Annotated in this window: 33 protein-coding genes; 22 read left to right on the top strand and 11 right to left on the bottom strand. The window is 58.4% G+C overall.

What is annotated here, in order from left to right; all coding sequences use genetic code 11:
• The first annotated feature begins 22 nt into the window (after positions 1-22).
• From ACR0I0_RS16630 to ACR0I0_RS16590, 9 genes are read left to right on the top strand one after another with little or no spacing between them, the layout of a single operon-like run.
• Positions 23-409, top strand: coding sequence for a FlgB family protein (locus ACR0I0_RS16630; RefSeq protein WP_171724113.1), 387 nt, complete (start codon positions 23-25; stop codon positions 407-409).
• Positions 410-420: 11 nt separating this feature from the next.
• A complete protein-coding gene (flgC, locus tag ACR0I0_RS16625; protein ID WP_171724114.1) occupies positions 421-807 on the top strand; it encodes a flagellar basal body rod protein FlgC in 387 nt (128 codons plus the stop codon).
• Positions 808-819: 12 nt separating this feature from the next.
• Positions 820-1,110 carry a flagellar hook-basal body complex protein FliE gene (gene fliE / locus ACR0I0_RS16620; protein WP_171724115.1) on the top strand — a complete coding sequence of 97 codons (291 nt, stop codon included), beginning with the start codon at positions 820-822 and terminating at the stop codon, positions 1,108-1,110.
• A gap of 4 nt (positions 1,111-1,114) precedes the next feature.
• Positions 1,115-1,387 carry a flagellar biosynthetic protein FliQ gene (locus tag ACR0I0_RS16615; RefSeq protein WP_152459750.1) on the top strand — a complete coding sequence of 91 codons (273 nt, stop codon included), beginning with the start codon at positions 1,115-1,117 and terminating at the stop codon, positions 1,385-1,387.
• The gene (locus ACR0I0_RS16610; protein ID WP_171635644.1) at positions 1,387-2,097 is read left to right on the top strand and encodes a flagellar hook-basal body complex protein; all 711 of its coding nucleotides are present in this window, start codon (positions 1,387-1,389) and stop codon (positions 2,095-2,097) included. Before ACR0I0_RS16615 ends, ACR0I0_RS16610 begins: the two co-directional genes overlap by 1 nt.
• Before the next feature lie 21 nt (positions 2,098-2,118).
• On the top strand, positions 2,119-2,904 hold the full coding sequence (gene flgG / locus ACR0I0_RS16605) for a flagellar basal-body rod protein FlgG (protein WP_171724116.1): 786 nt from the start codon (positions 2,119-2,121) through the stop codon (positions 2,902-2,904).
• The gene (gene flgA, locus ACR0I0_RS16600; protein ID WP_171635646.1) at positions 2,904-3,320 is read left to right on the top strand and encodes a flagellar basal body P-ring formation chaperone FlgA; all 417 of its coding nucleotides are present in this window, start codon (positions 2,904-2,906) and stop codon (positions 3,318-3,320) included. Before flgG ends, flgA begins: the two co-directional genes overlap by 1 nt.
• Entirely contained in the window at positions 3,320-4,051 is a 732-nt protein-coding gene (flgH, locus tag ACR0I0_RS16595) for a flagellar basal body L-ring protein FlgH (protein ID WP_480492278.1), read from the top strand. The genes flgA and flgH overlap by 1 nt, the downstream gene beginning before the upstream one ends.
• Before the next feature lie 9 nt (positions 4,052-4,060).
• Positions 4,061-4,567 (top strand): flagellar basal body-associated protein FliL, encoded by a 507-nt coding sequence (locus ACR0I0_RS16590; protein ID WP_171635650.1) that lies wholly within the window; start codon positions 4,061-4,063, stop codon positions 4,565-4,567.
• 33 nt (positions 4,568-4,600) lie between these two features.
• On the opposite strand, the gene ACR0I0_RS16585 is transcribed toward ACR0I0_RS16590, so the two are convergent.
• From ACR0I0_RS16585 to ACR0I0_RS16550, 8 genes are all read right to left on the bottom strand, one after another.
• The gene (locus ACR0I0_RS16585; RefSeq protein WP_171635652.1) at positions 4,601-4,987 is read right to left on the bottom strand and encodes a hypothetical protein; all 387 of its coding nucleotides are present in this window, start codon (positions 4,985-4,987) and stop codon (positions 4,601-4,603) included.
• On the bottom strand, positions 4,984-6,072 hold the full coding sequence (gene flhB, locus ACR0I0_RS16580) for a flagellar type III secretion system protein FlhB (protein ID WP_480492276.1): 1,089 nt from the start codon (positions 6,070-6,072) through the stop codon (positions 4,984-4,986). Before flhB ends, ACR0I0_RS16585 begins: the two co-directional genes overlap by 4 nt.
• On the bottom strand, positions 6,069-6,842 hold the full coding sequence (locus tag ACR0I0_RS16575) for a flagellar biosynthetic protein FliR (RefSeq protein WP_480486038.1): 774 nt from the start codon (positions 6,840-6,842) through the stop codon (positions 6,069-6,071). Before ACR0I0_RS16575 ends, flhB begins: the two co-directional genes overlap by 4 nt.
• Positions 6,839-8,866, bottom strand: a complete 2,028-nt coding sequence (gene flhA / locus ACR0I0_RS16570; protein WP_480492311.1) for a flagellar biosynthesis protein FlhA — start codon at positions 8,864-8,866, stop codon at positions 6,839-6,841. The genes ACR0I0_RS16575 and flhA overlap by 4 nt, the downstream gene beginning before the upstream one ends.
• A gap of 69 nt (positions 8,867-8,935) precedes the next feature.
• Positions 8,936-9,634, bottom strand: coding sequence for a transglycosylase SLT domain-containing protein (locus ACR0I0_RS16565; RefSeq protein WP_480492273.1), 699 nt, complete (start codon positions 9,632-9,634; stop codon positions 8,936-8,938).
• A 73-nt stretch (positions 9,635-9,707) separates the two neighbouring features.
• Entirely contained in the window at positions 9,708-10,136 is a 429-nt protein-coding gene (locus ACR0I0_RS16560; protein ID WP_171120148.1) for an Lrp/AsnC family transcriptional regulator, read from the bottom strand.
• A 52-nt stretch (positions 10,137-10,188) separates the two neighbouring features.
• Positions 10,189-11,508, bottom strand: coding sequence for an MFS transporter (locus tag ACR0I0_RS16555; protein ID WP_480492271.1), 1,320 nt, complete (start codon positions 11,506-11,508; stop codon positions 10,189-10,191).
• 3 nt (positions 11,509-11,511) lie between these two features.
• Positions 11,512-11,769: a metal-sensing transcriptional repressor gene (locus ACR0I0_RS16550; protein ID WP_171635661.1), complete on the bottom strand. Its 258-nt coding sequence runs from the start codon at positions 11,767-11,769 to the stop codon at positions 11,512-11,514.
• 133 nt (positions 11,770-11,902) lie between these two features.
• Here ACR0I0_RS16550 and ACR0I0_RS16545 point away from each other — a divergent pair, with 133 nt between their 5' ends.
• The 7 genes from ACR0I0_RS16545 (at position 11,903) to ptsN (ending at position 16,686) form a co-directional block, all read left to right on the top strand.
• A complete protein-coding gene (locus ACR0I0_RS16545) occupies positions 11,903-12,517 on the top strand; it encodes a ribonuclease D (protein WP_209834187.1) in 615 nt (204 codons plus the stop codon).
• Positions 12,514-13,482: a KpsF/GutQ family sugar-phosphate isomerase gene (locus ACR0I0_RS16540; RefSeq protein ID WP_171724122.1), complete on the top strand. Its 969-nt coding sequence runs from the start codon at positions 12,514-12,516 to the stop codon at positions 13,480-13,482. Before ACR0I0_RS16545 ends, ACR0I0_RS16540 begins: the two co-directional genes overlap by 4 nt.
• A gap of 29 nt (positions 13,483-13,511) precedes the next feature.
• Complete coding sequence (locus tag ACR0I0_RS16535; RefSeq protein WP_245218082.1) at positions 13,512-14,093, top strand: LPS export ABC transporter periplasmic protein LptC; 582 nt, start codon at positions 13,512-13,514, stop codon at positions 14,091-14,093.
• A gap of 3 nt (positions 14,094-14,096) precedes the next feature.
• A complete protein-coding gene (locus ACR0I0_RS16530) occupies positions 14,097-14,588 on the top strand; it encodes an LptA/OstA family protein (RefSeq protein ID WP_371732247.1) in 492 nt (163 codons plus the stop codon).
• Positions 14,588-15,346: an LPS export ABC transporter ATP-binding protein gene (gene lptB, locus ACR0I0_RS16525; RefSeq protein ID WP_152459766.1), complete on the top strand. Its 759-nt coding sequence runs from the start codon at positions 14,588-14,590 to the stop codon at positions 15,344-15,346. The genes ACR0I0_RS16530 and lptB overlap by 1 nt, the downstream gene beginning before the upstream one ends.
• A gap of 252 nt (positions 15,347-15,598) precedes the next feature.
• On the top strand, positions 15,599-16,162 hold the full coding sequence (hpf, locus tag ACR0I0_RS16520) for a ribosome hibernation-promoting factor, HPF/YfiA family (RefSeq protein WP_117870967.1): 564 nt from the start codon (positions 15,599-15,601) through the stop codon (positions 16,160-16,162).
• Positions 16,163-16,221: 59 nt separating this feature from the next.
• Positions 16,222-16,686 carry a PTS IIA-like nitrogen regulatory protein PtsN gene (gene ptsN, locus ACR0I0_RS16515; RefSeq protein WP_117872900.1) on the top strand — a complete coding sequence of 155 codons (465 nt, stop codon included), beginning with the start codon at positions 16,222-16,224 and terminating at the stop codon, positions 16,684-16,686.
• 56 nt (positions 16,687-16,742) lie between these two features.
• Here ptsN and dalA read toward each other — a convergent pair whose 3' ends face one another.
• Positions 16,743-17,258: a divisome-associated lipoprotein DalA gene (dalA, locus tag ACR0I0_RS16510; RefSeq protein ID WP_171120163.1), complete on the bottom strand. Its 516-nt coding sequence runs from the start codon at positions 17,256-17,258 to the stop codon at positions 16,743-16,745.
• A 169-nt stretch (positions 17,259-17,427) separates the two neighbouring features.
• On the opposite strand from dalA, the gene ACR0I0_RS16505 reads away from it, so the two are divergent.
• On the top strand, positions 17,428-18,027 hold the full coding sequence (locus ACR0I0_RS16505) for a L,D-transpeptidase (RefSeq protein WP_171635671.1): 600 nt from the start codon (positions 17,428-17,430) through the stop codon (positions 18,025-18,027).
• A 139-nt stretch (positions 18,028-18,166) separates the two neighbouring features.
• Positions 18,167-18,349, top strand: a complete 183-nt coding sequence (locus tag ACR0I0_RS16500) for a hypothetical protein (RefSeq protein WP_117870963.1) — start codon at positions 18,167-18,169, stop codon at positions 18,347-18,349.
• A 71-nt stretch (positions 18,350-18,420) separates the two neighbouring features.
• Here the strand turns inward: ACR0I0_RS16500 and hemH are convergent, their stop codons facing one another.
• Positions 18,421-19,470 carry a ferrochelatase gene (hemH, locus tag ACR0I0_RS16495; RefSeq protein WP_480492268.1) on the bottom strand — a complete coding sequence of 350 codons (1,050 nt, stop codon included), beginning with the start codon at positions 19,468-19,470 and terminating at the stop codon, positions 18,421-18,423.
• Positions 19,471-19,526: 56 nt separating this feature from the next.
• Positions 19,527-20,357: a methyltransferase domain-containing protein gene (locus tag ACR0I0_RS16490; protein WP_171635676.1), complete on the bottom strand. Its 831-nt coding sequence runs from the start codon at positions 20,355-20,357 to the stop codon at positions 19,527-19,529.
• Here ACR0I0_RS16490 and ACR0I0_RS16485 point away from each other — a divergent pair.
• Genes ACR0I0_RS16485 through ACR0I0_RS16470 form a run of 4 tightly spaced genes read left to right on the top strand, consistent with a single transcriptional unit; the run spans position 20,308 to position 22,681 of the window.
• Positions 20,308-21,102 carry a double zinc ribbon domain-containing protein gene (locus ACR0I0_RS16485; protein ID WP_480492266.1) on the top strand — a complete coding sequence of 265 codons (795 nt, stop codon included), beginning with the start codon at positions 20,308-20,310 and terminating at the stop codon, positions 21,100-21,102. The genes ACR0I0_RS16490 and ACR0I0_RS16485 overlap by 50 nt on opposite strands.
• A gap of 38 nt (positions 21,103-21,140) precedes the next feature.
• Positions 21,141-21,398, top strand: a complete 258-nt coding sequence (gene grxC / locus ACR0I0_RS16480) for a glutaredoxin 3 (RefSeq protein ID WP_152459773.1) — start codon at positions 21,141-21,143, stop codon at positions 21,396-21,398.
• Positions 21,398-22,228 (top strand): carbon-nitrogen hydrolase family protein, encoded by an 831-nt coding sequence (locus ACR0I0_RS16475; RefSeq protein WP_480492264.1) that lies wholly within the window; start codon positions 21,398-21,400, stop codon positions 22,226-22,228. The genes grxC and ACR0I0_RS16475 overlap by 1 nt, the downstream gene beginning before the upstream one ends.
• A gap of 12 nt (positions 22,229-22,240) precedes the next feature.
• Positions 22,241-22,681, top strand: coding sequence for a MarR family winged helix-turn-helix transcriptional regulator (locus ACR0I0_RS16470; RefSeq protein WP_171635682.1), 441 nt, complete (start codon positions 22,241-22,243; stop codon positions 22,679-22,681).
• Positions 22,682-22,685: the final 4 nt, after the last annotated feature.

The raw sequence follows: 22,685 nt of genomic DNA, 5'->3' as shown, positions 1-22,685 counted from the left end.
ATTGATCGAGGGAGAAGCCCCGATGTTCTATGACTTGAACGTCCTAAAGACCGCGTACGCAATGGCAACCCATGCCGGGCAACGGCAGGCAGTGATTGCGCGCAACATGGCCAATGCGGATACGCCGGGCTACCAGCCGCGCGATATCGAGCCCTTCCATAAAGCACTTGAAACCTCGGGACGCGAAGTGACCATGATGGCCACGCGGCAGGGTCATCTGCACGGCGGTACAGGTGCGCAGCCCTGGGCAGAGCACCAGGCCGCTTCGTCGGGTGATCCAAATGGCAACGGCGTATCGCTTGAAGAAGAAATGCTGAAATCGGTCGATGTCAAACGACAGCACGACCGCGCGTTGGCGATCTACAAATCCTCGATGAACATCCTTCGCACCAGTCTGGGGCGTGGATAAGGAGGCCGGGGATGAGCGATTTTTCCCACTCACTTGCTGCATCCGCCAGCGCCCTGCGTGCGCAGGCAGCCCGTCTGCGTCACGTGTCCGAAAACATATCGAATGCGGATACACCCGGGTACCGGCGGAAGACGGTGCCGTTTGAGACCATGGAAAAAGAGGGTCGGAACGTGGTGAAAGCTGGCCGCGTAAAGCTTGATCGACGCGACTTGACACGAATTTTCGACCCCGGTCACCCGTTGGCAGATGCCAGTGGTCACTATCTGGGATCGAATGTCGATCTGATGATCGAAATAGCCGACGCGCGTGAGGCGCAGCGGAGCTACGAAGCCAACCTCAAGATGTTCGATCAAACACGGCAAATGTCGTCGTCATTGATGGAACTGCTTAGAAAATAAAGGACAGCCAGAATGGACATCCGATCCTTGACCGCCGCGCAGAATTATGCCGGCGCCCGTCCTGCAACCCAGGCCGACCCAGATCACTCGGGCATGGTGCAGGGGCTGAAGGCAAGTTTTCAGGACTTTGCATCCACGTTGAAACACAGCGAGCAGATGTCGCAGACCTCGATGGTGGGGCAGGCCGACCCGCACGCGCTGGTGCAGGCGCTGGCACAGACCGAACTGGCCGTCGAGACAGCTGTGATCGTGCGCAACAAGGTGGTCGAGGCCTATCAGGAAATCCTTCGGATGCCGGTCTGATACCATGCTGAGCGAAGGTCTTTTCTATGACATCGTGCGTCAGGCTCTCTGGATCGCCGTCATCACATCGGTTCCGATTCTGGCAGTTGCTTTGGTGTCAGGCCTGATCGTTGGTCTGTTTCAGGCCCTGACGTCGATACAGGAAATGACACTGACCTTTGTTCCCAAACTGATCGCCATCGTCGTCGTGTTCTGGATCTCGATGGGGTTCATGACTCAGACCCTTGTTACGTTTTTTACCGGTACGCTTGTTCCATTGATCGCAGGAGGTCGCTGATGGACACCGCCTATGTCACCCTGTCCCGCCAGTCCGGGCTGATGAATGAAATGCGCCTGGTGGCGAATAACATCGCAAATGCCAACACGACCGGCTATCGCCAGCAGGGGCTGGTGTTCTCGGAATACATTCGAGATATGCCGAACAGCCCCTCCCTTTCCATGAGCAGGGCCGAGGCGCGAAATTCGTCAACGCAGCAGGGTGTGCTGAAGCAAACCGGCGGGCAATTTGATTTTGCCATCGAGGGCGACGGGTTCTTCATGGTCGAAACCGAGAACGGCAACCGGCTGACGCGGGCTGGTAGTTTTTCTCCCAATGCCGATGGCGATCTGGTTTCAATGGATGGTGCGCGCGTGCTCGATGCCAATGGCGCGCCTGTGTTCATCCCGCCTGATGCCGCGTCAATCGATGTCGGCAGCGACGGAACGCTGAGTGTCGATGGTCAACTTCTGGGTCAGTTGGGCGTTTTCAACGTCGCCGACACGAACGAACTTGTACGCGAAGGAAACACTCGTTTCCGCACCGACGGTGCAATCGAGCCGGTCGACGAGCCGGTGGTTTTGCATCGCTTTCTCGAAGGGTCAAACGTGAACGCGATTCAGCAAGTGACCCGTTTGGTGGAAATCCAGCGCGCCTATGAGCTGGGGCAAAGCTTTCTTGAGAGTGAAGATGAGCGCGTGCGTGGAGCACTCAAGGCGCTGATGCGCTGATTTGGATGAGGAGAGTTAGACATGCGGGCCCTTAAAATTGCCGCCACCGGGATGACAGCGCAACAGATGCGGGTCGAGACGATCTCGAACAACCTCGCGAATATGAACACCACCGGCTACAACGCCCGACGGGCCGAATTCGCCGACCTGCATTATCAGCAGATGGCGCGGGCCGGCACCGTGAACGCGTCGGACGGAACGGTTCTGCCCACGGGTATTCAACTGGGTCTGGGTGTGCGACCGGCAGCGGTAACAGTGCAATTGGAACAAGGCGCCTTGTCAGCCACCGGGAGCGATCTGGATGTTGCAATCGAAGGTCGCGGATATCTGGAGGTGACCTTGCCCAGCGGTCAGGCCGCTTATACGCGCGACGGCAGTTTGAAGCGGTCGGCAGAAGGTCTGATCGTCACCTCTGAGGGGTTTGCGGTTTCGCCGGAAATCACCATCCCCGACGATGCGCGTTCTGTTTCGATCAATGCGTCGGGCGAGGTCTATGCATATTTTGACGATTCCCCCGAAGGTCAGTTGCTTGGGGAGTTTACGCTGGCCAGTTTTTCGAACGCAAAGGGCCTGGAAGCCGTCGGAAGCAATCTGTTCAAGGAAACCGAAGCTTCCGGCGCTCCGGTACTAGGTACGCCGGGCGAAGACGGTCTGGGAACTTTGCGGCAGGGTTATCTGGAAGACAGTTCGGTTGACGCCGTTCGCGAAGTTACCGAGCTGATCGAAGCGCAACGCGGCTATGAGATGAATGCCAAAGTCATCACGGCGGTGGACCAGATGATGAGCGCGACAACGCAGGTACGGTGATGCGACATCTGGTTCTTTCTCTGGTGCTGCTGGCGCCAATTGCCGCACAGGCTGACATTGTGGTGCCGACACGCACGATACGGGCCAAGGAAGTCATTTCTGCGGCCGATCTCGAGCTAAAGCCAACAGATGTTGCCGATGCAATTTCAGACCCTGATCTTCTGATCGGACAAGAGGCCCGGGTGGCGCTCTACCCCGGTCGGCCAATTCGCGGCTCTGATGTCGGGCCACCTGCCATCGTGGATCGAAACGATCTGGTCGTGCTGGTGTTCAGTAGCCAACCCTTGTCGATCACCACAGAGGGCCGGGCCTTGGGGCGCGGCGCGGCGGGGGATCGCATTCGGGTCATGAACCTTTCATCCCGAACAACCGTAACAGGCCGAATCCGTCCGGACGGTCAAATCGAGGTACAGTGATGCACGGATTGCCAAAAACCCTTATCCTGTCGGCTTTTGCCTTGTCCGCATGTGGTCGAATGGATCATTTGGGCAAACCGCCAAGTTTCACACCCAACGAGGATTCCCCGGAACAGGTTGCAATGTTGTGGCCGGGTTTGCCATTGCACACCCAACCCCAGCGAAACGTCGACCGATCCTCTTTGTGGAGCGGCGGGCAGCATTCATTGCTGGGCGACCAGCGGGCGATCAAGAAAGGCGACATCCTGACCGTTGTCATCGAGCTGGACGAGAAGGCAGAAATTTCGAACAACACCAGACGATCCAGATCTGGTTCCGAGAATCTCGAAGTACCCAGCCTCTTCGGCCTGCCTCAGCGCGTGCAAAAGAACCTGCCCCAGGGCGCGTCACTGGATGAAGCCGTTTCGATTGAGGCGGATTCCTCGAGCTCTGGCCGGGGATCCGTCAGGAGAAACGAAAAACTGACTCTGCGTGTTGCCGCAACAGTGCTGGATGTGTTGCCGAACGGAGTTCTTTCAATATCGGGATCCCAGGAGTTGCGGGTCAACTTCGAACTGCGAGAGCTTCTTGTGACGGGATATGTCCGCCCGCAGGACATCTCGCGGCAAAACGAAATAACCTATGACAAAATCGCGTCAGCGCGCGTGTCATATGGCGGCAGAGGGCAGATAACGGATGTCCAGCAACCCCGCTATGGTCAGCAAGTTCTTGATTCCCTTTTGCCGTTCTGAGGTGAGATCGTGGTCGCAAAATTGATTCCCGTGATTTTTCTGATTGTTGGACTCGGTGCGGGTATTGGCGCGAGTCTGGTTCTTGCACCTGCAAAGAAACCTGAAACTGCCGTTGCCGAAAAAGAAGCAGTCAAAGAGGACAAGGCGGCCGGCAAAAAAACAGGGAAATCAAAGGAAAAAGGCGAGGGGGAGAGCTTTGGTTATCTGAAAATGACCAAACAATTTGTCGTCCCCGTTGTAAAAGATGACCAGATCGAAGCCATGGTAACGCTGTCGCTGAGCCTTGAGGCGAACCCGGCCATTACAGAAACCTATTATGCAATCGAACCTAAACTCAGGGATGGATTTCTTCAGGTTCTTTTTGACCATGCAAACACGGGTGGTTTTGACGGGGCTTTTACAGAATCCGGGAACCTGGATGTATTGCGGAATTCCTTGTTGGAAGTGGCGCGCAAAGAATTTGGCGACGACGTGTCCAAAGTGCTGATCCTGAGTGTAAACCGACAAGATAGCTGACACTAATCGGCCCGATACTCCGGGTCGGTCAAGCTATGGCCCGAAGTGTTTTCTGGTTTTTGCTTTTCGGTTTGCCTGCTGAACTTCCTTCCGCAATGTTTCCACCGCTTGTTTTCGCCCAAAGGCAGCACGTAAAGCTTCCATTCCGGCCAGTTTCTGCGCGCGCGTTCGTGCCAGTTGCAGGTTCAATTGTCTCCGGGTCGCGGACTCCCAACTATTCCAGAGAACGTCGGTCCCTGAAACCTGATAGCCTTCGACCTTGGTGCTGTCTTGGCGCGCCTGACGGAGTTGACCGTCCAATCTGGCAAGTTGCTGCTTGATCCGTGCCTCGGCCTCCAGGATCGGTCGCAGCGCTTGAAATTGCTTCTGAAACGCTGCGTTGGTCACTTTTTCCAGATCGGGTAATTGCGTATGAGTCATCGAACTTGCTCCTTCGCGCGTTTTCGCATCGCTTCGGCAAACCGGATCGCGGCGGCAACAGGACGATAGTGCTCTTCGGCGATCTCCTGACCTATGTCCACGGTCGCGTGAAGGGCGCGCGCTGTGGGAGGGTCTGAATGGATCGGAACGCCTGCTTCTCCTGCGGCGGATCGGATGGTGGCGGCGATTTCGTCCACCCCTTTGGCAACGCAAACCGGGGCGCTGCCCGCAACCCGTGTCCATTTAAGCGCCACAGCATAATGGGTGGGGTTTACGATCACGACATCCGCGCCTGGAACACCTGCCAACATTTGGTTGGTTGCGATTTCCTGTGCACGCTGGCGCCGGTGTTGTTTGACATGAGGGTCGCCCTCGGCATCCTTGGTTTCATCCATGATCTCCTTGCGCGACATACGGTTCTTGCGCATGTGTTCGGCATATTGCCAAAGGAAATCGACAACCCCGATGGCCAGTGCGATGGCGATCACGATGAACAGAAAGCGAAACAGCAGGTTCATCATCAGCAGAATGGATGACTTTGCCGGCGCCGCGCTGGCAGACAAAATTTCGGTTAGATTGGCTTTCAGAAAAAGCGCAAGGCAGGTGCTGTAGATCAACAGTTTGGTGGTGCTTTTGGCAAACTCGAACAGGCCGCCCCGCCCGAACTTGTTCTTAGCGTTCGAAATCAGAGAGATACGCGAAAGTCTTGGTTTCAATTTGCTTGGGGCAAAGATCAGCGCGCGCTGGGCGATCAAGTTCAGCAGAACAGCCGCGGCAGGAAGGAAGAACAGCAAAGCAACAGGCAGCAGGGCACTTTTCAAAACCCCCGCAACCGGAGCATGCGATGCCCCATCCGTCAGAAGCCGTGCAAATGCGTCGGACTGATCGATCAGAACCATGAACCCGGTGCCCATATGCTCGACGCTGTATTGACCGACTGTAAGCAGAGCGATCAGAAACCCGGTATATGCCGCCACAACCGACAAGTCGTTGGATTTTGGAACCTCACCTTTCTCGCGCGCCTTCAGCAGCTTTTGCGGTGTCGGCTCGTATGACTTGTCGCTGTCGTCATCACCTGCGCTCATCTTTGCGCTCCCATAGGGTTGGCGAAGAAGGCAACCAGCGCGTCCGCCCACACGGACAGGATCAGCGGTGTGCCTGCGAACAGCAGAAACAGCCCGGCGAAGGTAATTGCAGGAGCACCCACGAAGGCCACCATCAGCTGGGGCATTGCCCGGTTGATGACCCCAAGTGCCAGGTTGTAAATCAGAGAGGCAATGACGAACGGCGTTGCCAGTGCAAAAGCCAGCCCAAAGCTGCTGGCGACCTGATGCAATCCCCAGCGCGACGAATCCGCGGCATCAGGTGCCAGCCCTATTGGGAACAGGCCATAACTCTGGATCAGGAACTGCGCGGCCCGGATGTGCAGGTCCATGATTACGGCAAGTGTCAGCCCTGCCAGGGTCAGCAGGTATCCCATGGCGGGGACCGGATCGGCCGCCGCTCCACCCAACAGTTGCGACAATGACGTGGACTGAGCCGCAATAGACCCCGCGGTTTGCAGCGCGAGAACGAACAGGCGCAGGCCTATCCCCAGGACAAGCCCGATCAGGACTTCGGTGCCGACCAGTTGCACGGTCGCCCAAAGGCTGGGATCAATTCTGACGGGGGGCGCAGCGGGCAGTATGATCAGCGTGAAAGCAACGGAAGCACCAAGCTTTACCCGTGTCGGAATACTGCGCTCACCGAAAGCTGGAAGCAGCGAAACAAGAGCGGAGACGCGCAGAAACACGACAAAGGCGTGCCAGATTGCTTCGGCCAGCTGCGACAGCATTTCTGGCGGCAGGGCAATCACGCTGCAACAGTTCCGACCAAGGCAGGTTTGGCTTCCAGCCCGATTTCTTCGAAGGACAACACCGGGTTGGACACGCCGCGTGCCTGCATGACTGTGCGCAGCAACCGACGGCGCCGGGTCGAGGTCACGACGGCCGGAAACAGACCGTTGTCAGCGGAATTGGCGATGGTGCTCACAACTCCGTCGGCCAGTTTGTTGAACACGTTTGGGGGCAGCGCGACATCCATGCCGGTATTTGGGGCGTCGATCTGGTAAGAGGCGAATGTGTCCTCCCATTCCGGGGCCAACTGTATCAGAGGGATCGAACCATCCTCGCGCTTCATGTCCGCGACCAGCTGAAAGCCAAGACGCTGACGCACAAGTTCACAGATGCCTTCGGGCTGGGTTGTGGTCAGCCGCGCCTCGGCGACACTTTCAAGGATCAGCGCCATGTTGCGGATCGACACACGTTCGTCGAGCAACAGGCGCAGAACAGCGTGCAACGTGTCGATCGGCACTTTGTCGGGGATCAGTTCATCCAGCAGCTTGCGGTTGGCTTCGGCGCGTACCGGGTCGCTCAGGCGGGTCATTTCCGACAGCAGGCGCCGGAGGGATTTCAGTGTCAGCAGGCGCGAGAAGTTCTGTTTGATGATCTCCAGCAGATGGGTGGCAAGAATCTCAGGCGGTGAGACTATGGTGGCGCCGCTCAGCGCGGCGTCCTCCTGATCTTTCGGCAGGATCCAGCGCGCCGGAGCACCATAGACAGGCTCGGTCACGTCATTGCCCTCCGGCAGCAGGTCAAACCCGTCCTGCACGAGCGCCAGGACCAGATCGGGATGCAAGACACCGCGTGCCTGTTCGACGCCCTGAACCTTGATCACATACGTTCCGGTCGGCAGGTCGGCGCGGTCGGTCAGGCGGATCTCGGGCAGAATCAGGCCAAAGGTCGACGCCACATAGGTCCGCATATTGGCAATACGGGCGTCCAGCCCCGTGCCAGGGTTCAGAACCATGCTGACCAGATCCGGCGCGAACTCCAGATGGACATCATCCAGGTCCAGGATGTCGCCGATAGCCTGGTATGACGGCGCTTCGGTTTCGGTCGAGGGCAGGTTTGCCGATGCCGCCGCATCTTGCTGCTTTCGGTGAACATTGTAAGCCGCATATCCCAGAATAGCTGCGCCAAGGATGAATGGCAGAAAAGGGAGACCGGGCACCAGAGCGAACAGGACCATGAGCACCGCGACAGTCGACAATGCTGCGGGGTGGCGGCCAAGTTGAGAAAAGATGGCGTTGTCTGTGGCCCCTTGCGTGCCGCCCCGTGCCAGCAGCAGGGCAGACGCTATGGAAATGATGACGGCGGGAATTTGGGATACCAACCCATCGCCGACGGTCAGAATCGCATAGGTTTCGAACGCCGAGGCCACGGGCATACCATGCACGACGACTCCCATGACCAGGCCCATGACGAGGTTCAGCAACGTGATCAGAAGCCCGGCGACGGCGTCACCTTTCACGAATTTCGACGCACCGTCGAGCGAACCGAAGAATGTCGTCTCCTGCTGTTCCAGCTCTCGCCGTTCCTTGGCTTGCTGATGATCGATTGCCCCGGCGGACATGTCGCTGTCGATCGCAAGTTGTTTGCCGGGCATCCCGTCCAACGCAAAGCGCGCGCCAACTTCGGCCATGCGGGCGGCGCCTTTGGTGATGACCATGAAATTCACGATCAGCAGCACGCCGAACACCACCAGGCCAAGAAAAATACTGCCGCCCATGACGAAACTGGCAAAACCTTCGATCACGTCTCCTGCCGCATTCGGGCCGGTGTGCCCCTGCCCGATGATCAGTTTCGTCGACGACACATTCAGCGACAGGCGCAACATCAAAGACGCCAGCAGAATCGTGGGGAAGGACGAAAAGTCCAGCGGGCGTTCAATGAACAGCGTCAGGGTGAAGATCAGGATGGCCAGGGCAAAGGAGGCCGCCAACCCCACGTCCAGAACCCAGGCTGGCATGGGCAGGATCATCATGACGATGACCGTCATCAGCGCAATCGCCAGCAGGACAGTAGGCGAAAACAGCGACTGGATGTTTACCTTGGGCACGCGAAACTCCTAGTTGAAGGCGATAAACGCGGTTGCGGCGCCTGCGGCCGGCACCAGAGACCCAAGCGCGCCGGTGCGGGGCGAGGCCGTCGGAATGGGGATCAAGGGGAGTCCGGCTCCGGTGAACGGATCCCGAGACGTGCCCGCAACCCGGGTTCGGGGGGCCCCTTCAAGCTGTGCCAGCACCTTTTGAAACCGCTCTTTGTAAGCTTCGGCAAGGGGTGTCGTGCGGGAATGATAAGCCCCCGCGGCTGCGGGCCACGATCCAAGCTCGGCATGGAGTTCATTCAGGAACCGGGCGGCGTAGGTCGCGTTCTCATCCGGATCGAACATCGCGTCGATCGAACGGAAGGCTCTGCCGTGCCAGCGATAATTGATCTGAAAACAGCCGACATCAAAGCTGCGGGCGCCCGATTTGAAGATTTTGAACGCATAGGTCTTGGCTTCGACCTCGGACTTGAACCAGTATCCCTGACCGCCGACGTTGATCGTCCAGGGCCAAGGCTGCAACCGGCCGTCCAGCCTGCGCCCGGTTTCAACGCGCGAGATGGCGCGCAGCACGTCCAGGGGCACGCCTTCGGACAAAGCGGCGCGGCGCGCGGCATGATCGCACAGGTCACCGGTTTTGGCATCTGGCATGGCAAACCCTGCCTGCGCCAAAAGCACATGCACCAATATGAGTAACAGCGGGAACTTCTGATTTGGCATTCTGCCGGTCCGGGATTCTGATCTCTCCCGGCCAAGCTAGCCAACGATCGGTTTACAGAGAGTTATCGCCGCTTCAGTTTCGATCTATCCTGCGCCCGAACACGACGCTGGTATTGGTGCGCAGGACACCGGGGATCTTCGCCAGGTCGTCGACCAGAATGTCCAGATCCTCCAGCCTGGGCGCCTCCGCCGACAGCATAAGATCGAACTCTCCGTTGATCGACAGGCATAGCTTGACCTCGGGGTAGGCTTCGAGCCGCCTGATGATCCGGCTGGTTTCCTTTTGCTGCACTTCAAGCATGACGATGACCTGCACTTTCGGCGTGTCTTCGGTGGACCCGAGGCGCACGGAATATCCTTCGATCAGGCCGCGCTGTTCCATCCGGTTTATTCGCTCGTGCACGGTTGTCCGGGCAACACCCAGCGTGGTCGCAATCTGCGTGGTCGAGGCGCGTGCGTTGGCTTGCAGGGCGGCGATGATGCGGCGGTCAAGCTGGTCCATTGGGGCTCTGGTTCGTGGTCATTCCGGGTTGAGATCAGATCGAAGCGCCCGCTCAGGGTTCGCGCGGGATGCGCGGGTGCAGATCGTCGATGATGATCGGATGCGCGTGCGGGCCTGGCCCGGCCAGATGTGGGTGATCGGGCGGCAGGTCGGGGTGATCATGGGTGATCGGTTCCTGGTCGAGGCGCGGCCACAGGCCGATTGCACCGACGACGCCCGCCACGGACAGCGTCGCCATGCTGCTGAGTGTGACGGTCGGGCCGAACACGGTCATCAACCACCCCGCCAGCGGGTAAAGAACCAGCCAGCAACCATGCGACAGAGTAAACTGTGCGGCGAAGACGGCGGGGCGATCCTCGGGATGGGCCGACCGGGTCAAAAGGCGGCCCGAAGGTGTCAGGGTGGTGGAATATCCGAAACCGGTGAATGCCCACAACGCGGTCAGCAACCCGAGCGACAGAGGAGCAATTGCGGCCAACATCGCAGCGACGGCCATGGAGCCAGTGGCGAATACGGCGCCCGCGACCATGACCCGACGGTCCTCGATCCGATCCAGAAGGCGGGGCAAGGTAAAGGCTGCAAGCATCGACCCGCCCCCGAACCCGGCCAGGGCAATGGCCACCGCGCTTTCCGACAGGCCCAGATTGGCGCGCACGATGACCACAGTGTTCACGATTACCATCGAGCTCAGGGCTGCTGCGCTCCAGCTGAGCGCAAGCAGTCCGCGCAACCTGGGTGTTTTCAGATAGATACGAATGCCGCGCGTGGTGCGGTCATAGATGCCGCGGGGGCGGCTTGGCTTGGGTGACGGAAGCACGACCGAGACAACCAGCATTGCCGATGCGACAAAACCCAGCGCGGTACCCCAGAACAGGCTGTTGAAGCTGACCAGCAGCAGCAATGCGGCGGCGAACATGGGACTCAGCAGGCTTTCCATATCGTAGGCCAGGCGTGACAGCGACAAGGCACGCGTGTATTCAGCTTCGTCTGGCAGAACGTCCGGGATCGTGGCCTGAAAGGCGGGCGTAAAGCCCGCCGACGCCGATTGGAGCACGAAGATCAGCACGTAGATTTGCCAGATTTCGGTCACGAAAGGCAGGCACACTGCAACCGCAGCGCGGATCAGGTCCAGCACGACCAACATCTTGCGACGATCCAGACGCTCGGCAAAAGCAGCGGCGAGCGGTGCAACAGTGACGTAAGCCACCATCTTGATCGTCAGTGCCGTGCCTAGGACAAGGCCCGCAGCATTCCCGGCCAGATCAAAGGCGAGCAGCCCAAGGGCGACCGTGGCCAGCCCGGTTCCGGTCAGGGCGACGATCTGGGCGGCGAACAGGTGGCGGTAGGTGCGGTGTTTCAGAATACTCAGCATGGCTCAGAGGTACTTTGTAATCGCTTTGAAGTCTTCGATCCCGCCGCCATCGTCGTCAGCGGACAGGCAGTGTTCGATATGATCATGAATCAATGCGCGTTTGGCATTGGTGACGGCCTTCTCTACTGCAAACAACTGTTGGGCGATGTCGGAACAGGGGGCGTGCTCCTCGAGCATGGCAATGACCTTGGCCAGGTGCCCATGGGCCCGCTTCAGTCGGGCCGTGATCTGTGGATGTGACTGGTGGGCGTTGTCTGACATGACTTATCCATATCCCCCCGATGGGGATATGGTCAAGGATTCGGCATCGAACGGCCCGCGACTTTCGGTCGGCGTTGAGTTTGGGGACCAAACCGCCTATCTCGGAGGCGATATCGCACAAAGGAATAGTCGGGTGGCGAACCATTTGTACAAAAACGATCTGCCGGATGGGCTGGATCTGGGCCCGGTTGTGGCCATTGACTGTGAAACCATGGGGCTGAACCCGCATCGCGATCGCCTGTGCGTGATCCAAATGTCAGGCGGCGACGGTAACAGCCATATCATCCAGGTGGACAAGGGCCAGACCGTAGCCCCGAACCTGGGTGCCATGCTGGAAAACCCCGATGTCCTGAAGCTGTTCCATTTCGGGCGGTTCGACATCGCCGCGATGTATCACACCTTTGGTGCCCTGGCCGCGCCGGTTTACTGCACCAAGATCGCCAGCCGGCTGGTGCGCACCTACACCGACCGTCACGGGCTGAAGAACCTGTGCCAGGAACTGATCGGCGTGGATATCTCGAAACAACAGCAGATGAGCGACTGGGGCGCTGAAACCCTGACCGATGCTCAGCTGGACTATGCGGCCTCGGACGTTCTTTATCTGCACCGCCTGCGCGACGAGTTGAACAAGCGGCTGGCGCGCGAGGGCCGGACCGAGATGGCGCAGGCCTGTTTTGATTTCCTGCCGATGCGTGCGAAGCTGGACCTCGCCGGTTGGCCCGAAACGGATATCTTTGCACACTCATGACCGACACCGAAGCATTTCTGAGAACCGCCCGCCAGGTCGTCACTGACGAGGCCCGCGCGCTGGATGTGCTGGCCGACAGCCTTGACGAGCATTTTGCCGAGGCCGTGCATCTGATCCTGAAAGCCACCGGGCGCATCATCATCAGTGGCATCGGAAAATCGGGCCATATCGGCCACAAGATTGCCGCCACTCTGGCCAGTACCGGAACGCCCGCCTATTTCGTGCACCCGGCCGAGGCCAGCCATGGAGATCTGGGCATGGTTTCCAAAGGCGATGTGGTGCTGGCGATTTCGAATTCGGGCGAAGCGCCTGAGCTGGCCAACCTGCTTGCCTTTACGCGCCGCTTTGGCATTCCGCTGATCGGGCTATCCAGCAAGCCAGAAAGCACGTTGATGAAACAGGCTGATGTGCATCTGCTGATACCGTCGATGGGCGAGGCCTGCGGTTTCGGCATGGTGCCTTCGATCTCGACGACGCTGACCCTTGCAATGGGCGATGCGCTGGCCATTGCGCTGATGAAGTATCGCGACTTCCGCCCCGAGGATTTTCGCGCCTTCCACCCCGGCGGAAAGCTGGGTGCACGGCTGAGTACGGTGCGCGACCTGATGCATACAGGCGACGCCCTGCCTCTGGTCGCGGCGAACACCGCGATGAGCGACGCGCTGATCGAAATTAGCCAAAAGGGTTTCGGCGTGGCCGGTGTAACGGATGCGCAGGGGCATTTGTCGGGCATCATTACGGACGGTGACTTGCGGCGACACATGGACGGTCTGCTGGACAAAACGACCGAGCAGGTCATGACCGCCAATCCGACCACCATAACACCGGACGCATTGGCCGAAGAGGCGGTGGCGATCATGAATGATCGCAAGATCACTTCGCTGTTTGTGGTCGACGAGGCTGCATCCGGGCAGGCGCTGGGTCTTCTGCATATCCACGACTGCTTGCGCGTCGGTCTGGGCTGAGGGAGGTCGAATTGGACAGGTATTCCCGCATGGTACAGTTCCTGAAGGTTCTGTTGCCACTTGCGGCCATTCTGATGCTGTCCACAGTGTTCCTGCTGTCTCGCAGCATCGAAACCAACGTATCGGTGCCATTCGCCGAAAAAGACATTGACGAGCGATTGGCGCAACAGGTGGTCACACAGCCGAAATATCGAGGGACAACCCGCAAAGGCGAAGATGTCCAGATCGAAGCCATCCAGGCCAAGCAGGGCGGCGAAGACGAAACCCCGACCGCATCCGAATTTCGGGGCCGTCTGGGGCTTCTCAGCGGTGGAACGATATTTCTGGATTCCAATTCAGGTTTGATCCGCCCCGATGAGGGCACGGCAACTTTTGTCGGCGACGTCGTGATTACCACTGCCGACGGACTTCAGGTCACGACTGATCTGCTCAACACGTCGCTGGACGAAATCCGGGGCGACACGCCGGGGCGGGTGAACGGAACCGGGCCGATCGGCAATTTTTCCGCCGGACGCATGACCTTTGGCACTGAAAAAAAGGACGGACCGGTCCATATTGTTTTTACAGACGGCGTGAAGCTGGTATACGAGCCTGAAAAAGCAGAAAGATAACCTGTGTTCGATTTTCGTTTTGTTCCTTTGTGCCTTGCTCTGTTTGCAGGTGCCGTAACCGCGACAGCGCAGGAGGCGCAGGTGGCTTTTGGTTCTGCAAATGCCGACCCGAGTCTTCCGGTCGAGGTCACGTCCGAAACATTGAACGTCAACCAGGAGGACGGTTCTGCCGAATTCCTCGGAAATGTCGTCGTCATTCAGGGCGAAATGCGGCTGACTGCTGAACGGGTTCTCGTGATCTATAACGAGGAACGCTCGGCGATTGAACGGATGGAAGCCACCGAGAATGTTGTTCTGGTCAGCCCGCCCGATGCGGCAGAGGGCGATTGGGCGGAATACACGATCGATTCCGGTGTGATCGTGATGAAAGGCAATGTCCTGCTGACGCAAGGCCCCAGCATCATCAGCGGCGACCAGATGAACGCCAATCTGACAACGGGCACAGCGACCATGACCGGGCGCGTCAAGACGATCCTTCAGCAGGGAAACAACTGATGGCGCGACCCGACCTGTCAGTGGCCGAAGGCAATTCCGGGCTGCGCATCGAGAAGCTGCGGAAATCCTACCGTAAGAAAACGGTGATCCGCGATGTCTCGATGACACTGGACCGGTCCGAAGTCGTTGCCCTGTTGGGACCCAACGGGTCGGGTAAGACCACGACCTTTTATTCCGTGGCGGGGCTTGTTTTCCCAGAGGCCGGCAAAGTCACGATTGACGGCCAGAATGTTACGACTTTGCCGATGTACCGGCGTGCGCGAATGGGCATCGGTTACCTGCCGCAGGAGATGTCGATCTTTCGCGGCATGAGCGTCGAGGACAATATCGCCGCGGTACTGGATATCACGGTTCCTCATGCTCACAGGCGGAAAGAACGGCTGGAAGAGCTGTTGTCGGATTTCTCGATCGAACATCTGCGTCGCGCGCCTGCTCTTGCCCTTTCCGGCGGTGAGCGCCGCCGCGTTGAGATAGCGCGATGTTTGGCCGCAGACCCGAAATATCTTTTGTTGGACGAACCATTTGCGGGTGTTGATCCGATCAGCGTCGGCGATATCCGGCATCTGGTTGCCGACCTTAAAAAACGGGGGATCGGTGTTCTGATCACCGACCATAACGTGCGGGAAACGCTGGAAATTGTCGACCGCGCCTATATCCTGCATGACGGGCAGGTTCTGATGTCCGGCACACCTGACGAAGTCGTCGAGAACGAGAATGTCCGCCGTGTCTATCTTGGCGAAAACTTCCGTATTTCATAGGCTTGTTATGGTCTGCGTCGGATGCATGGCGGAAATCGCGTATATACACACCTGTTTTGATTGACTCTTCCGTCGTCTCTTGCCTCAATTGTCCCATGGCATTTACCCGGTTCCAGTCTGGAGATCGTTGTCCCTTCGTTGAAGGGCTGGAGTTAAGACAACCGCGGAAAGTGTCTCGACCCCCCACCCGATAAAAACAAGTTCGTCGCGTAACGTGACGTCAGAATGGGTGTGAATTGTGAAGGAGATCACATGCGTTACCAAATCAGCGGAAAACAGATCGACATCGGTGCGGCGCTTCAGACTCACGTGCAGACCGAATTGGGCGAGGTTGTGGGCAAATATGCCCAGCGGCCTACCGACGCCAACGTCGTCTTTTCCCGTTCAGCGCATGAATATGTATGCGAAACAACAGTGCACCTGTCCACCGGGCTGACCGCTCAGGCCAAGGCGCATGCAACCGAAATTTATGCGGCGTTCGAGGCATGCTGCGACAAAATGGAAACACAACTGCGGCGCTACAAACGTCGTTTGAAGGACCACCACAAGGATCGGTCCGAGCCGGTTGAACTCTTTGGGGCGTCCTCTTATATCCTCGCCTCTGACGAATCGGACACGGCCGATGAACCCGAATCGCTACAGCCCATGATTGTGGCTGAGATGGAAACTAAAATCCCATCTTTGAGCGTTGGTGAAGCCGTGATGCAAATGGAACTTGCCGGTGCCCCGGTGCTGGTGTTCAGAAATGAGAACAAGGATGGATTGAACGTCGTGTATCGTCGCGAAGACGGTAATATCGGCTGGATTGATCCTTAACAGGCAAGGATACGGGGCGGCACCCGCCGAGGCGGGTGCGGTGCCCATGGAGCGTGATCATGGAGCTTTCGAGCATACTAAAGCCCGAAGCAGTACGTGTACTATCCGCCGCTTCCAGCAAGAAGCGGTTGTTTCAGGAAATAGGCGATGTAGCAGCCGCCAATCTGGGGCTCGACTCGCAGGCCGTCGTCGACTGTCTGCTCGAACGGGAAAGCCTGGGCCCGACCGGCGTGGGGCATGGCGTTGCGCTTCCGCACGCGCGTTTGCCCGAGCTGGATTCGGTTTCGGGCGTATTCGTCATGCTGGAAAAGCCCATCGACTTTGGATCGGTTGATCGTCAACCCGTGGACATCGCCTTTGCACTTTTTGCGCCGGAAGAGGCCGGCGTCGATCATCTCAAGGCGCTGGCCCTTGTGTCACGCACGCTGAGGGACACCTCGGTGTGCACCAAACTTCGGGCGAACCCTGATCCGGTCAAGCTTTATGCTATCCTGACCGAAGCGCAGTCCATGCAGGCAGCGTAATCACAAAAAAAAGCCCCCGGATTTCGGGGGCCTTTTTGTGTGTACGGTGATCGGGGTCAGCCGCCGGTTCCCATTTCCAGCGTCCACCAGATTTTCCCGCCTTTTTCCTGATGCCAGGCGAACCCCATCTGCGTGGCCTTGGGGTCCATGATCACGGCGCGCGGTCCGGGTTCCTGCATCCAGGCGGCAAGGGTTTCGGTTTCGGTTTCGTATGTCTCGGAAATGGCTTCACCGAGGAACGTGCCGAAATATCCGACCCGTGCAGCCCGATCGATCGGCGAGGAACCGTCGGACCCAAAGTGCCAGGGCCGGTTCTGTCTGGCCATGTCCTTGGAATGGGTCGCCGCTGCTGCGTTCAGCTGCGCGTTCAGCTGGACAGGCTGCAATCCCTGGGCCTGGCGCAGGGCATTGACCGAATCAACCATACGGAACTGCAACTTTTCCGGGTTGCCGCGAATTTTGTAGACCGTGGGCAGCGGGCGACCGTCTGCACCAATGGTCGTGGTGCCGGTGTCTGTACATGCCGCCAGCGCGACAAAGCAAATCAAGAGTAAAGAAACGATACGCGTCATGATCGACCTGGTTATTGTGTCTTTACAGGGCATAGCGCGCCTGAAGGCTCTGAGCAAACGCGCAATGGCCCTAACTCGCATGATTCTGCCGGTTTGATTTGCGACTGAAGCATTCTGGCAATAGAATGTCATAGATTTCAGACCTCATCTAAACACAGGACCCGTTGTCATGGTCAAAAAGCGTATTCATTCGCCCACTCGCAGGGGATTTCTGGCAGGGGCCACTGCGACGCTGGCAACCCCAGCACTGGCGCAATATATCCCGGGCGACCCGCTGCGCCCTGCACCCGAGACTGAACCGGCGGTTCGCCGCAACGTATCCGGGTTCCGGGCATTGGATTGGCAACCGTATTTCTCGAACACCAGAAATGGCGCCATTCTGGTCGATACCGTCTCAAGAGCGCTGCATTATTGGTCGGATGATCAAGCGGTGTACAAATTGTACCCGTCGTCGGTTCCGCTGACCGAAGAACTCACCCGGCGCGGGCGTACCAGCGTAATCCGCAAGGTTGAAGGGCCCAGCTGGTCTCCGACGCCGTCGATGAAAAAACGAAATCCGGAATGGCCGGACTATATTCCTCCGGGGCCAGATAACCCGCTGGGAACACACGCTTTATACCTGAGCTGGAAGTATTACCGCATTCACGGCACGCACGATACGCGAAAAATCGGACGTCGGTCGTCGAATGGCTGTATCGGTCTGTTCAACGAAGACATTGCCGAGCTGTTCTCGATGGCGAAGGTCGGCACGCAAGTGTTGCTAATTTGACGACATTTTCGTGTGGGAACCCGCTTAGCGGTCAAGTTGCAATTGCATTCCAGCGTCAATGCTGATTAGAAAAAACCACGAGGTAAGTCTTAGATGTGTGGTTCCGGGCATTGGAACTGCGCAAATTCTGGAGGTTAATATGAAGAAACTCGTTCTCGCTGCTGCACTGACTGCTGCCGCTTCGACCGCTTATGCTGGTAACCTGGAAGAGCCGGTTGTTGAAGCACCTGTTGTTGTAGAAGAAACTCAGGGTTCGTCGCAGGGCATCCTGCTGCCGCTGATCCTGCTGGTCGTTGTTGCTGCTGCTGTTGCTGCAAGCTAATCCGACACGGAATTCATGAAAAAGGCGGTGGAGCAATCCACCGCCTTTTTTGTTTCCCAAGGCTGTGCAGGTCAGTCCAGCCAGCCACGCAAGTTTTCTTCGATCACCGTGCCCAATGCAGCAATGTGCGCCGCATCGTCATTGAGGCATGGAATATAGGTGAAGGTTTCGCCGCCTGCTTCTTCGAAGCTTTCCTTGATCTCTTCGTTGATCTCTTCCAGCGTTTCGATGCAGTCGGCCGAGAATGCCGGTGCGATGACCGCTATGTTCTTTTTGCCCTGCCTGGCCAAATCCGCCACATGATCCACTGTATAGGGTTTCAGCCATTCCTCGGGGCCGAATCGCGACTGGAACGTTGAAACCAGTTGATCGTCAGACCACCCCAGCCGTTCCTTCAGCAGCCGTGTCGTTTTGGCGCACTGGCAATGATAGGGGTCACCCTGTTGCAGATACCGTTCCGGCATCCCGTGATACGAGCAGACCAGAATATCGGGTTTTGTCTCCGCCGCTGCATAGGCACGTTCAACGGATTGCGCCAGGGCGTCGATATAGGCCGGTTGGTCGAAATAGGCCGGTACGGTTCGCGAGGCGGGCTGCCAGGCCTCATCCATCAGTACACGAAAGAACTGGTCATTGGCGGTGGCTGTGGTTGCGCCCGCGTATTGTGGGTAAAGCGGGAAGAACAGAATACGGTCACAGCCCGCGGCAACCATCTCGCGCACTTTGGACTTTGTTGAGGGGTTGCCGTAGCGCATACAGAAATCGACCATCACCTGATCCCCGTACCGATCCTGCATTGCGCCGCGCAGCTTGGCAGTCTGGTCCTTGGTGATCGTCATCAGCGGGCTTTCGCCCTTCTCGTGATTCCAGATCGATTTGTAGGCTTCTCCCGAACTGAATGGCCGTTTGCTGAGGATGATCGCCTGAAGAATCGGTTGCCATTTCCATTTCGGATAGTCGATGACCCGTTGATCCGACAGAAACTCGTTCAGATAGCGACGCATCGGCCAATAGGTGTAATCGTCCGGGGTGCCCAGATTGGCCAGCAAAATGCCAACACGGCCCATCTTGACCTTGGGATGGTCGGCAGGAGCATGAGCGGGACGAGTGGCATCAAACATTTGAGCATTCCTGAGTTTTCGTGTTCCGACCTGAGATAAAGGGATTTGGTTGCGCGTCAATCCGGCAGTTTGCCCTCTTTCGTGCGCAGGGCATCTGCCAGGCGCATTTGGGCTGACCCCGGGCGCAGCGGCTTTGGTTGGCTGTCATCGGGGGACCAGCCGGTCAGGCAAATCAGTTCGAAGGTTGCGGCAAGGCGGCCTGTTTCCGTCGAAAAGTGATCCGAATAGACGCGCTGTGCGGCTTCGAACACTCTGCGTCGGGTTGGGCATTTCAACCGGGCAGCCAAAGCGTTGGTCTCACCCATGTCCCTCAGATCGTGCATCAGGTGCCAGATATCGCGGTATTCTGCCGTCAGCGGTACGGCATCGGCCACTGGCAATGCCAGACCGGCCCGCTGCAACAATCCACCGAGGTCGCGCAGTTCGGCCATGGGGGCGATTCGGGGGCTGAGCCCGCCCGTGACTTTGATTTCGGCCTGACCCAGCGCGGCGCGCAATTCGTGAAGGGTCTCACCCCCAAGGCATAGAACAAGAACCAGTCCATCCGGTTTCAAAGCCCTTTTGCATTGGATCAACTGGCCGACCGGGTCATTGGCGCAATGCAGCGCCATCGCATGAATTACCAGATCATGCGCACCGGGTTGAAGCGACAGCACATCGTCATCCGCGACAATGGCGGCATCCGGAAAAACGTCTGCCCAAAGCTGTGGAAAAGGGGTCACAACCGCAGGTGCCGTAAAGGTTCTGTTAACCATGGAGAGCCGATCCTGAACCTCATCAATGGCGGCGCGGTGCAAGAACAAGGCGTCGTCCTTCGCGCGGGCGCGATGATGCAGAATGGCGTTACGGTCGAAAAGAGAGGGTGCGGTGGGCTCGGGCAGTTTCATAGGTCGCAAGTATCGCATTGCGCAGCGGATTCAAACTGCCCTTGCTCTGATCTACCCGCCGCGTTGCATGGGCTGCGGAGAGCTGACGGAATCCGATTTCGGCCTGTGTGGGGCGTGTTGGCGGGATACGCCGTTCATCGGTGGCACGGTTTGCGAAAGCTGTGGTGTGCCCGTGATCGGAAGCGCAGACAGGTTCCGGACCGAGTGCGACGATTGTCTGAAAACCCCTCCGCCCTGGAACGCGGGCCGCGCTGCGCTGATGTATGATGGGAAGGCGCGGTCACTTGTTCTGGCTTTGAAACATGGTGACCGTACCGAACTGGCCCGCCCCGCTGCGCGTTGGATGGCGCAGGCCGGGCGCGAGCTGTTGCGTCCCGGTATGGTGATTGCTCCGGTGCCGTTGCATTGGTCACGCCTGCTGAAACGGCGATACAATCAGTCTGCGCTGCTGGCACGCAACCTAGGGCGAGAAACCGGGTTGGACTGCATGCCGGATCTGCTGGTGCGCAAACGGCGGACCCCGGCGCTGGACGGAAAGACCGCGCGGGAAAGGGACGAAGCCTTGGCAGGCGCAATTGACATCCACCCAAGGCGGGCACTGCATTTGAAGGGGCGCGATGTCCTGCTGGTGGATGACGTGATGACATCCGGCGCGACGTTGGCGGCGTGCACGCGTGCGTGTCAGGCCGCTGCGGCAAATCATATTTTCGTGTTGGCACTGGCGCGCGTTGCCAAGGATGCCTAATTCGCCCAAGATCGCACGAAACCCAAAGGGACCGGAACATGAAGCCCGTAGAAATCTATACCTCGCCGCTCTGTGGTTTTTGCCACGCGGCCAAACGTCTGCTGAAGCAGAAAGGCGTTGAGTTCAAGGAAGTTGACATTCTGATGCACCCCAAACGCAAGCCCGAGATGATCCAGCGCGCAGGCGGCAAACGCACCGTGCCTCAGATTTTCATCGGGACACAGCATGTGGGCGGCTGCGACGACCTTTACGAGCTGGAGCGGCAAGGCAAGCTTGACCGTCTGCTTGCGGCCTGATGAAGACCGCGCTGCTGCAAATCACCTCGTCGGATGATCCGGTCGAAAACCTGGACATGGTGCGCGCCATGGCGGCCGACGCGGCAGGGCAGGGTGCGCGGTTTATCCTGACGCCAGAGGTCACGAATTGCGTGTCAAACAGTACGACGCGGCAAAACGAGGTTCTTCAGCACGAAGAAGACGACATCACCTTGGCCGGCCTGCGGGAACAGGCCGCCCGACTGGGCGTGTGGGTGTTGATCGGGTCACTGGGGATCAAGACTCATGACGCTGACGGGCGGTTTGCCAACCGGTCTTTCATGATCGATCCGCAAGGTCAGATCGTGGCGCGTTACGACAAGATTCATATGTTCGACGTGCAAGTCACCGAGACCGAGACGTTTCGCGAATCAAAGAACTACCGCCCCGGTGAAAAGGCGGTCATAGCCGAAACCGATTTTGGCAAGGTGGGTTTGACCATCTGTTATGACATCCGGTTTCCGTACCTGCATGCGGCTTTGGCGCAGGCAGGCGCGCGAATCCTGACCGTTCCGGCAGCGTTTTCACCTGTTACGGGCGCCGCGCATTGGGAATCGCTGCTGCGGGCCCGGGCGATCGAGACAGGCTGTTGGGTCTTGGCCCCCGCGCAAACGGGGGAACACCCATCAACGCGCGGAAAGACGCGTTTTACCCATGGGCACAGCATGGTTGTCGCCCCTTGGGGAGAGGTGCTGATCGACGCAGGTACCGATCCGGGCATTCACATTTTCGATTTGGATGATAGTTCTGTGTCAGAGGCACGCCGCCGCGTGCCGTCGTTGACACATATCCGGTCTTTCACGGGACCCTGACAGAACTGAACAATGACGGAAGACACCAACGCCCTTGCGGTCACGCTGTTCAGCGAGATCCTGACCGCGGATCAGTTGTTGCGCAACCGGCTCAGCCGGGTGCTGCCCAAGGGTATGGAAATTTCGCATTTCTCTGTGCTGAATCATCTGGTTTTCGTCGGGGACGAGCGTAGCCCGGCGCAACTGGCCAACACATTCCACGTGACCCGAGGAGCGATGACCAACACCTTGGCCAAGCTGGAATGGGCCGGATACATCCACATCCGCCCCGACTGGGACGACGCCCGCCGCAAGATGGTCGCGATCAGCCCCGCCGGTCGCCGTGCGCGGGATCAGGCGATTTCCTCGATCGCGCCGCTGATCAACCGTGTCGTCGGAGAGCTGGGGCTGGAACGGGTGCGCGGCACGCTGCCGGTTCTAAGGGATTTGCGGTTGCAGTTGGAGGGGGAGTAACCCC

It is taken from the genome of Ruegeria sp. AG6 (assembly GCF_056541565.1).
Note: the sequence above shows the minus strand (reverse complement) of the source record. Positions and strands in the feature narration are given on the sequence as shown.